Genomic DNA, 8,895 nt, shown 5'->3' with positions numbered 1-8,895 from the left:
ACAGCCCGTGGACTGAGTGCCTGGCTGCCTCCCACCTGCCGCGGTCCCGGCCCCGGACCGTTTGTTCCGGTGCGGGAACCCGCGTGCTATGCCCGCCGTCTCACCGCGTGGAGCGCCTCTGACACCATGAAGCAGCCTGGGACATTCCGTCTGGCCCTTGGGGCCCTGGCGCTCGCGGCGCTCCTGCCGCTGACGGCGTCGGCGCAGGCCTTCGTGGGCGGGCGGCCTCCGGGTGGCAATGGCCTCAAGGTGGGCAACGGGCGACTGCACCCGACGCTGGAGCTGGAGACGCGGCTGGACAGCGGCGTGGGCTACTTCCGCGAAGCGGGCACCGGCCCCCTGTCCCCGGACCTGTCCGGAGAGCTGGCGCTGCACGTGCGCCCCGGGCTGATGCTGGACGTGCCGTCCCCCAAGCTGGCCGTCGCGCTGCGCGGCAACCTGGACTACGTGGCCTACACGGGCCTGCTCACGGCGGGCTCCGGCGCGGCGTCTCACCTGGAGGGCGCGGCGGACCTGGCGCTGCGGTTCAACCAGGAGAGCGAGCTGTCTTTTGAGGTCGGCGACGAGTTGACGCGCTCGGACCGCACGCGCACGGCGGCGCTGGGCGCGGGCATCCTCAGCCTCTTCAACGAGGCGCGCGTGAAGGCGCAGTGGAAGCCCGGCGGCGGCGCGTTGGAAGTCACCCCTGCGCTGGCGTACGCGATGGAGTTCTTCGAGCCCCTGGGCGGCATGACGCCCATCGGCTGCACCGACGCCGCGTGTGATCCGCTCGCCGCCAGCCAGTTCAACTACGGCAACCTGCGGCTGGGCGCGGAGGGCCGCTGGCGCTTCCTGCCCAAGACGGCGGTGGTGGTGGACACGGGCCTGCAGTACCGGGGCTACTTCAACGACACCACCACGCCCAGCGCGGCCATCCTGCACGCCATGGCGGGCGTGTCCGGACTGATCTCCCCGCGGATTACCCTGACGGCGAAGGCCGGCTGGAGCCAGAACCTGGGCTCGGGCGGCGGCGGCACCGTGGTGGGCCAGGTGGAGGGCACGTACCTCGTGGGCCCGTCGCTCACGGTGAAGGGCGGCTACCTGCGCGCCTTCCAACCGGTGGCCGCCTACGGCACCTTCCGCGACGACCGCGTCTACGCGGAAGGGCGCACCGTGATGGGCAGCCGGCTCGCGCTGCACGCCACGGGCGCGCTGGACTTCCTCTCCTTCGCGGGCGGCCGCGGCGACACGCTGGTGACGCTGGACCTGGGGCCCGAGTACCAAATCCGCCCGTGGCTGGTGGGCGCGGTGGGCTACATGCTGGGCACCCGCTCCTCGTCGCTGGGCGCCGCTGGCCTCAACTACACCCGCCACGAAGGCTACGCGCGGGTGTCCGTCTCCTACTGAGGCCTTCCGCGCCCATGCGTTCCTCGCGGCTCTGCTTCATCCTGCCGGTCCTCCTCGCGGTGCTGTCCGCATGCCACGCGGACACGCGCCCGCCGCCGCCTCCGCCCACGCCCGCATCGTCCGCGGAGGCCGCGGCGACGTCTGGCGGCAACCTGGGGCCCGGTGACGTGGTGGAGGTGCGCGTCTTCCAGGAGCCCGAGCACTCCGGCACCTGGCGCGTGTCGCCGGAAGGCACCATCGACTATCCGCTGTGCGGCAAGGTGTCGCTGTCCGGCCTCACCGCCAGCGCCGCGGCGGACGCGCTGCGAGACTGCCTGGCGCGCTACCTGCGCCGCCCGCAGGTGTCCGTGCTGGTGCGGGAGTACAACTCGCAGAAGATCTTCGTCTTCGGGGAAGTGCAGAAGCCCGGCACCTTCCCCGTCACCGGCGAGGTGTCCATCATCCAGGCGATTACGCTGGCCGGTGGCTTCACCAAGCTGGCGGCGAAGAACAACACGCTCGTCACGCGCGTGGTGGACGGGCAGGAGCGCAAGATTCGCGTGCCCGTGGAGGACATTGGCGTGGGCCGCGAGCGCAACTTCCTGCTCCAGGCCGGCGACATCGTCTTCGTGCCGGAGAGCTTCTTCTAGTCGCGCGACGTCCAGCCGATTTCATCCAGGAAGCGCTTCGCCTGGGTCATGAGCTGGGGCGCCAGGTTCGCGCCGCTCGCCAGCACATCGCCCTTGAGCACGTCGAAGGGGCGCCCGTCGATGTGCACGATGACGCCGCCGGCCTCCGCCACCAGCAGGCCGCCCGCGGCGATGTCCCAGGGCTTGAGGCCGAACTCGAAGTAGCCGTCGAAGCGGCCGGCCGCGACGTACGCCAGGTCAAGCGCGGCGCTGCCGGTGCGGCGCATGCCCTGCGCCAGGAGGATGAGCTGGCTGAAGAGGCCCACGGGCAGGTCCGGGCGCTCGCGCACGTCGTAGGGGAAGCCCGTGCACAAGAGCGCCCGCTCCAGCGTGGCCGTGGGGCTGGCCTTCAGGGGCACGCCGTTGAGCGTGGCGCCCTCCCCCTTCGCGGCGGAGAAGAGCTCGTCGCGCATGGGGTCGTAGACGGCGCCCGCCACGGTGCCTTCCGGGCCCTCCACCGCCACGCTCACGCAGAAGTGCGGCACCTGGTGCGAGTAGTTGGTGGTGCCGTCCAGCGGATCCACCACCCAGCGGAACGTGTCGCTGCCCTGCGTGGCGCCGCTCTCCTCCGCGAGGATGGCGTGGCGCGGGTAACGCTGCCGCAGGAAGTCCAGCAGCGCGGCCTCGGAGGCGCGGTCCGCGTCCGTCACGAGGTCGATGCCGCCCTTGAACTCGATGGTGCGGTGCTGCGGGAAGCGCTCGCGGAGGATGCGGCCGGCCATGCGGGCGCCCTCCTCCGCGGTGCGGCGCAGCGCGGAGGGCGTTTCCGGTTCGTGGGCCATGGCTGCGTTTCCCTCGGGTGCGCTCTAGGAGGCGGGCTCGGCGAGCAGCTGCTCGATTTCCGTCTGGAATTTCTGGAGGAACTCCTCGGCGAAGCCCTCGTGCACGTGGCGGACGACGCCCTTGCGATCAATGAGGAAGGTGGTGGGCATCAGCCGCACCTTCAGCAGGCGCTCGGACACCAGCGCGTTGGCGTCCAGGAGGATGGGCAGCTCCACCTTCGCCTCCTCCAGGAAGGGAGGAATGGCGCGCACGTCCTCGTCCACGTTGAGGGCGTAGGCCTTGAAGCCGCGCGAGCCGTACTCCTTCTGGAGCTGCGCGTACATGGGCAGCGCGTCCTTGCAGGGCTCGCACCACGTGGCCCACACGTCCAGGAGGACGACCTGCCCGCGGTCGCTCTTCAAGTCGTACGGGCTGTTGTCCGGGTAGCGCTTCACCTGGAAGACGAGCGGCTGGCCCGAGGCCCGGTTCGACTCCAGGGCGGAGCTGCTGGAGCGCGTTCCGTCACCGGTACGGTCCGTGAGCGCGGGCAACGGCGTGGGCGCCGCGGAGCAGCCCAGGGCGAACGCCAGGGCTCCCAGCGAGAGGAGGAATGGACGGCGCATGGCTCAGGTCCCCTTCCCCGCCCGGGACTTCAGGGCGGTGAGCAACTTGTCGATGAAGCCTCCGAAGGCGCCGTTGCTCATGACGAGCAGCACGTCACCGGACTTCGCCTCGGAAGCGACGCGGTCCACCAGCGTCTGCACGTCGGTGGCGCCGTCCGCGGCGATGCCCTGGCCCTTGAGCGCTTCGATGAGCTTGGGGACGTTGAGCTCCTCGCCCTCGGGCACCTTGTCGTGGCGCTCGGGCACCTTGAGGCTGGCGCGCGTGGCGCCGGGGAAGGCGTGCGCGTAGTCCTCCTGGTGGATGTTGCGGCGGCTGGTGTTGGAGCGCGGCTCGAAGATGGCCCACAGGCGCCGGTCCGGGTAGCGGTGGTGGATGGCGGCGATGGTCTCGCGCACGGCGGTGGGGTGGTGCGCGAAGTCGTCCACCACGAGCACGCCGTCCACCTCCGCGCGCACCTCCTGCCGGCGCTTCACGCCCTGGAAGGTGGACAGGCCCTGCTGGATTTCAGCGAAGGTGAGGCCCAGGCCGCGCGCGGCGGCGATGACCGCGAGCGCGTTCTCCACGTTGTGCGCGCCGGACATCGGCAGCGTCACGGTGCCCAGGTCCTGGCCCTTCTCCATGACGTTGAAGCGAGCGCCCTCGGGACCGAAGGAGAGGTTCTTCGGCGTGTAGTCCGCGTCCGCGCCTTCCTCCGCCACGTAGGTGCTGACGGGCGCGATGCCTTCACGCGCGATGCGCACGGCGTTCGGATACGCGGCGCAGACGACCAGGTGGCCGTCCTTCGGCACCAGGCGCACGAACTTCTGGAACGTGGCCTCGTAGTGGGGCAGGTCGCGGAAGATGTCCGCGTGGTCGAACTCCACGCTGGTGACGATGGCGGTGCGCGGGCGGTAGTGGAGGAACTTGGAGCCCTTGTCCCAGTAGGCGGTGTCGTACTCGTCGCCTTCGACGACGAAGTGCGGGCCCTTCCCCACGCGGTAGTTGCCCGCGTAGTTCTGGGTGACGCCGCCCACGAGGAAGCTGGGGTCCTTGCCCGCGGCCACCAGCACGTGGGCCATGAGCGAGGACGTCGTCGTCTTGCCATGCGTGCCGGCGACGACGACGGAGTGCGAGCGGTCCAGGAAGAGCGAGCCCAACGCCGCGGGGAAGGACATCTGCTTGAGGCCCCGCTCGCGCACGGCGGTGGCCTCCGGATTCACCCGGCGGATGACGTTGCCGATGATGACCAGGTCCGGCTTCGCCGCGTCCAGGTTGGCGGGCGAGTACGGGCTGCTGGCGGGGATGCCCCACGTGCGGAGCATGTCGCTCATGGGCGGGTAGACGTTCTCGTCGCTGCCGGTGACGTCGTAGCCGGCGGCCTTGAGCATGCCGGCGAAGGAGCCCATGCCCGTGCCGGCCACGCCCACCAGGTGGATGCGGCGCACGGACCGCGGGTCGAGTGTGTCGAGGACGTTGCCGTTGTCGTCAGCCATGCTGCGGTTTCCTCAGGGGAGGACGTGAAGGTCGAGCGCCTCCACGACGAGCTCGTGGAAGGCGGGGCGGAAGTCGCGGATGCGCAGGTCCTGACGGCCCTGGGCCACGCGGTTGGTGATGAGCGCGACGACGAGCGACCGCCTCAGGTCCACCCAGAGGCTGGTGCCGGTGAAGCCCAGGTGGCCCACCGCGCCCGGAGGCGTGTCGCCAATGAATCGACCCGCGCTGGAATGGCCCTTCGACGGAGAGTCGAAGCCCATGGAGCGGGTGCTGCCCTCCACCTTGGGGTCGGTGGCGAGCGCGCGGTGCCACAAGGGCCCCGGAGCAATCGCGGCATGCGTGCCCGCGGCGCCCTCCAGCACGGCCTGTCCGAAGCGAGCCACGTCCACGGCGGTGCCGAAGAGGCCCGCGTGTCCCGCGACGCCGTCCAGCACCCAGGCGTTGTCGTCATCCACCTCCGCGGGGCGGGACGGCTGCGACGGCACGTCCTTCCACAGCGACTCCTGGCCGGGAGCGGGCTCGCGCGGGCGCATGGCGCCGGTGGGCGCGGTGGCGCCGTCGGCGGGGAAATCGCTGAGGCGGTGGAAGCGGGCCTTCAGTTCCAGCGGCTCCGCGACGTGGCGGTGGAAGAGCACGTCCAGCGGGGCGCCACCGGCGCGGGCGAGGATGTCGCCCAGGAGGATGAAGCCCACGTCGCTGTACACGGACTTCGTGCGCACGGGCGCGTCGAGCGGCGTGGCGGCGGCGGCATGGAGGACGTCCGCGTGGACCTGCGCGCGGACGGAGGAAGGGCAGCCGGCGTCGAGCAGCTCCGGGTGGGCCTTGAGGGCGTCCGCGAAGAACGGGACGAAGGCGGGCAGACCGGAGCGGTGGTAGAGCAGGTCCGCGACGGTGACGCCCGCGTCGCCCGCGGGTGAGCCGGGGAAGTAGCGGGACACGAGCGTGTCCGGGCCCACCTTGCCCTCGGTCCACAGGCGCAGGAAGAGCGCGGTGGTGGAGAGGGCCTTGGTGAGGGACGCGAGGTCGAAGCGCGTGTCGCCCTTCACGTTGCCAGCGACGCCGCCGAAGACCTGCACGCCCTTGTGGAGCACCACGGCCTGGGCGGAGGGGAAGATGCCCAGCTCCACGCCGTCATCGAGCACGGCCTGGAGGTTGGCGATGGGGTGCTGGCTCATCCGGGGCTCACCGCGCCTTCGAGGAAGGTGAGGCGCGCGGCGTCCGCGTCCAGGCGCACGTGCGTGCCCAGGGCGACGGGGTAGTTGATGGCGCCATGGCCAATGGGGAAGCCCGCGGCGCAGGGCAGCTTCGCGTCACGCGCCAGCTCACGGAGCACGTCCGCGCTGGAGTAGTTCGCGTCCTTCTCCTCGCAGGCGGTGAAGTCACCCAGGACGATGCCGCGCACACGGGAGAAGACACCGGCGAGCCGCAGATGGGTCCACATGCGGTCGATGCGGTAGGGGCGCTCGGTGACGTCCTCCAGGAGGAGCACGGCGCCGTCGAGCGGCGGCATGTACGGCGTGCCCAGGAGCCGGGAGAAGACAGACAGGTTGCCGCCCACGAGAGTGCCCTCGGCGGTGCCGGGGACGTAGGTGGCGTTGCCGTTGAGGGGCGGCGGGGCCTCCGCGGATTCGAGCAGGCGGAAGAAGTAGTCGTGGACCTGGGTGGACTGGCGGCCCAGCTGCGTGAGGACGGGCGCGTGGATGGAGACGCGGTGCAGGGCCTGGAGCGCGCAGTGGATGGACGTCAGGTCGGAGAAGCCAGTGAAGGCGATGGGGCCGGCCTTGTCGATGGGCAGCTCCGGCAACAGGCGCGCGCTGCCATAGCCGCCCCGAGCGCAGAAGATGGCGCGGGAGGCGCGGTCGAGGAACGCGTGTGACAGCTCCTCCTGGCGGCGGGCGTCATCCCCGGCGAGGTAGCGGTGCGAGGCGCCGATATCGGGCCGGACCACCGGGGAGTAGCGCTCGGAGAGGATGCGCAGGCCGGCCTCGAAGGGAGCCTGTTCGAAGGGGCCCGCGGGGGCGACGACTTGCACCGTGTCGCGGGGACGGAGCGGAAGGGGCTTGAGCCAACGCACGCAGCGCTTCATAGCACCCGGTGCCGGGGCGACACGGTGTTTCAGGGAGCCTGGGGCTCGAAGCGTTGAGTACCGCAGGACGGAGGAACGAGGCCCCGTGGAGCGCTCGTCCGCCCGCTGGCCGCCCTACCCCGCCGTGCCGCGTTCGAGCACCGCCGCGAAGAACCCATCCGTGCCGTGCCGGTGCGGGGTGACGAGGAGGAGTCCGTCCTGGAGGCACGCGTCCGGAAGCCAGCCAGCGCTCGGAGTGACGGCCCGGAAGTCAGGTCGGGAGCGGAGGAAGTCCGCGACCACGTCCTGGTTCTCCGCCCGGTTGAGGGTGCAGGTCGCGTAGACGACCCGGCCACCGGGGCGCACCACGTCCGCGGCGCGGGCCAGGATGTCGCGCTGGATGGCGGTGTACCGGGAGAGCGAGTCCGGAGTGAGTCGGAAGCGGAGGTCCGGGCCCCGGCGGAGCGAGCCCAGCTCGGAACAGGGCGCGTCCGCGAGGACACGGTCCACGTTGAGGCCCGGTGACGGAGGCGTCCGGAGCACCTGGACGCGGGTGAGCCCGGCCCGGGAGGCGCGCTGCTGGAGCCGATCCAACCGTTCCGCATCCGGGTCGTAGGCGAGCAGCCGGCCGGAGTCCTTCATGGCCGCACCCAACTGGAGCGTCTTGCCACCTGCCCCAGCGCAAAGGTCCAGCACGGTCTCCCCGGGACGGGCTTCCACGAGGAGCCCCAGGAGCTGGCTGCCCTCGTCCTGGACCTCGAACAGGCCTTCACAGAGGGAAGGCAGGGCGTAGAGGTTCGGCCTGGGACCGTCGACATGCAGGGCCAGCGGGCTCCAGGAGCCAGGGCGGGTCGAGACGCCCTCGGAGACCAGACGCGCGGCCAGGGCCTCACGGGAGATGCGGGCCGGATTCACCCGGAGCGTGATGGGGCCCGGGACGTTGAGGTGGGCGCAGAAGTCCTCCGCCTCCGGCCCCAACTCACGGGCGAAGTGGTCCGCGAGCCAGTCCGGCAGCGAGGCCCTGAGCGCCAGCGACGGGGGCGTTCCGGAGCGCAGTGGCACGGGTGCCGGAAGCCCCGCCCACGACGCGGCGTCCGAAGCGGGAACGCCCACGAGCCCATGCAGGAGCGCGAAGAGGAGCTGGGAGGGCGACGGATCCGGCGAGTCCAGGAGGAACCCCAGGCGGCGGCGCCAGAGGCCCACGTTGAAGACGGCCTCCTTCAGCGCCTGGCGCCCCTCACGTGACAGGTCGCGGTGGGCACGCAGGGTCCGGTCGAGGACGCGCTCGGCGGGGTCGCCCGACAGGACGCGAGCAAGCGCCTCGGACACCACGGCGCTCAGTCCCTGGAGAGCGGACCAGGGCTGCGGGGTAAGCCGGGAGATCGGATCGAACAGGACAGTTGACAGGGCAGGCTCGGTTCTTTAGAAGTCGCATCCGTCACGGCAACGCACCGCCGCGACGGGACATATTCCCCGATAGCTCAGCTGGTAGAGCGGGTGACTGTTAATCACCATGTCCGTGGTTCGAGTCCACGTCGGGGAGCTACTTGAAGGGTCCTACCAACCGGTAGGGCCCTTTTTGTTTAACAAGGGCCTCGCGATGACATCGCGGGGCCTTCGCGCTTAAGCCCCTGAATCACAAGGGATTCTGGCTCGCGGCGTTGAAGAAGGGGCTCTCGGCCCTCTTCCCCGCAGGGTGAGATGGGCCCTCTTCTCCGCTGTCGAATGGGCTCTCAGGAGCGCTCTTTCACCCGTTTTGGGGAGAGAGAGGCCGAGAGTGGTTAACAAGTCCTGTTAACTTTTGGGGAGGCGGTTAACAATATTCTCCTGGAGACCCGCTCTTTCCACTCTGAGTTTTCTGAGAAGGCGCCTCTCTCTGCTTTTTGGTTTCGTCTCTTACTTGGCTTGCGGTTCCTG

The 8,895-nt window shown here is 70.6% G+C and carries 8 protein-coding genes and 1 tRNA gene; 3 read left to right on the top strand and 6 right to left on the bottom strand.

The window, feature by feature from the left end; all coding sequences use genetic code 11:
- Positions 1-126 precede the first annotated feature (126 nt).
- Positions 127-1,386, top strand: coding sequence for a hypothetical protein (locus D7Y15_RS30125; RefSeq protein WP_120595070.1), 1,260 nt, complete (start codon positions 127-129; stop codon positions 1,384-1,386).
- Between the two features lie 14 nt (positions 1,387-1,400).
- The gene (locus tag D7Y15_RS30120) at positions 1,401-2,015 is read left to right on the top strand and encodes a polysaccharide biosynthesis/export family protein (RefSeq protein ID WP_120579484.1); all 615 of its coding nucleotides are present in this window, start codon (positions 1,401-1,403) and stop codon (positions 2,013-2,015) included.
- Here the strand turns inward: D7Y15_RS30120 and D7Y15_RS30115 are convergent.
- From D7Y15_RS30115 to D7Y15_RS30090, 6 genes are all read right to left on the bottom strand, one after another.
- Positions 2,012-2,836 carry an inositol monophosphatase family protein gene (locus D7Y15_RS30115; protein ID WP_121754717.1) on the bottom strand — a complete coding sequence of 275 codons (825 nt, stop codon included), beginning with the start codon at positions 2,834-2,836 and terminating at the stop codon, positions 2,012-2,014. The two genes, D7Y15_RS30120 and D7Y15_RS30115, sit on opposite strands and share 4 nt — an antisense overlap.
- Positions 2,837-2,860: 24 nt before the next feature.
- Positions 2,861-3,439 carry a TlpA disulfide reductase family protein gene (locus D7Y15_RS30110; protein WP_121754716.1) on the bottom strand — a complete coding sequence of 193 codons (579 nt, stop codon included), beginning with the start codon at positions 3,437-3,439 and terminating at the stop codon, positions 2,861-2,863.
- Positions 3,440-3,442: 3 nt separating this feature from the next.
- Positions 3,443-4,912, bottom strand: coding sequence for a UDP-N-acetylmuramate:L-alanyl-gamma-D-glutamyl-meso-diaminopimelate ligase (gene mpl, locus D7Y15_RS30105; protein WP_121754715.1), 1,470 nt, complete (start codon positions 4,910-4,912; stop codon positions 3,443-3,445).
- Between the two features lie 12 nt (positions 4,913-4,924).
- Entirely contained in the window at positions 4,925-6,088 is a 1,164-nt protein-coding gene (locus D7Y15_RS30100) for a serine hydrolase (protein WP_121754714.1), read from the bottom strand.
- Positions 6,085-6,999: an LD-carboxypeptidase gene (locus D7Y15_RS30095; RefSeq protein ID WP_121754713.1), complete on the bottom strand. Its 915-nt coding sequence runs from the start codon at positions 6,997-6,999 to the stop codon at positions 6,085-6,087. The genes D7Y15_RS30100 and D7Y15_RS30095 overlap by 4 nt, the downstream gene beginning before the upstream one ends.
- A 114-nt stretch (positions 7,000-7,113) precedes the next feature.
- A complete protein-coding gene (locus D7Y15_RS30090) occupies positions 7,114-8,310 on the bottom strand; it encodes an RsmB/NOP family class I SAM-dependent RNA methyltransferase (protein WP_199745996.1) in 1,197 nt (398 codons plus the stop codon).
- Positions 8,311-8,448: 138 nt separating this feature from the next.
- Between D7Y15_RS30090 and D7Y15_RS30085 the strand changes: the two genes are divergently transcribed.
- A tRNA-Asn gene (locus D7Y15_RS30085) sits at positions 8,449-8,521 on the top strand.
- Positions 8,522-8,895 lie beyond the last annotated feature (374 nt).

It is taken from the genome of Corallococcus sp. AB030, assembly GCF_003668965.1.
Classification (GTDB): Bacteria; Myxococcota; Myxococcia; order Myxococcales; family Myxococcaceae; genus Corallococcus; species Corallococcus exiguus.
The sequence above is the reverse complement of the archived record's forward strand: the minus strand, read 5'-3'. Positions and strand labels throughout refer to the sequence as shown.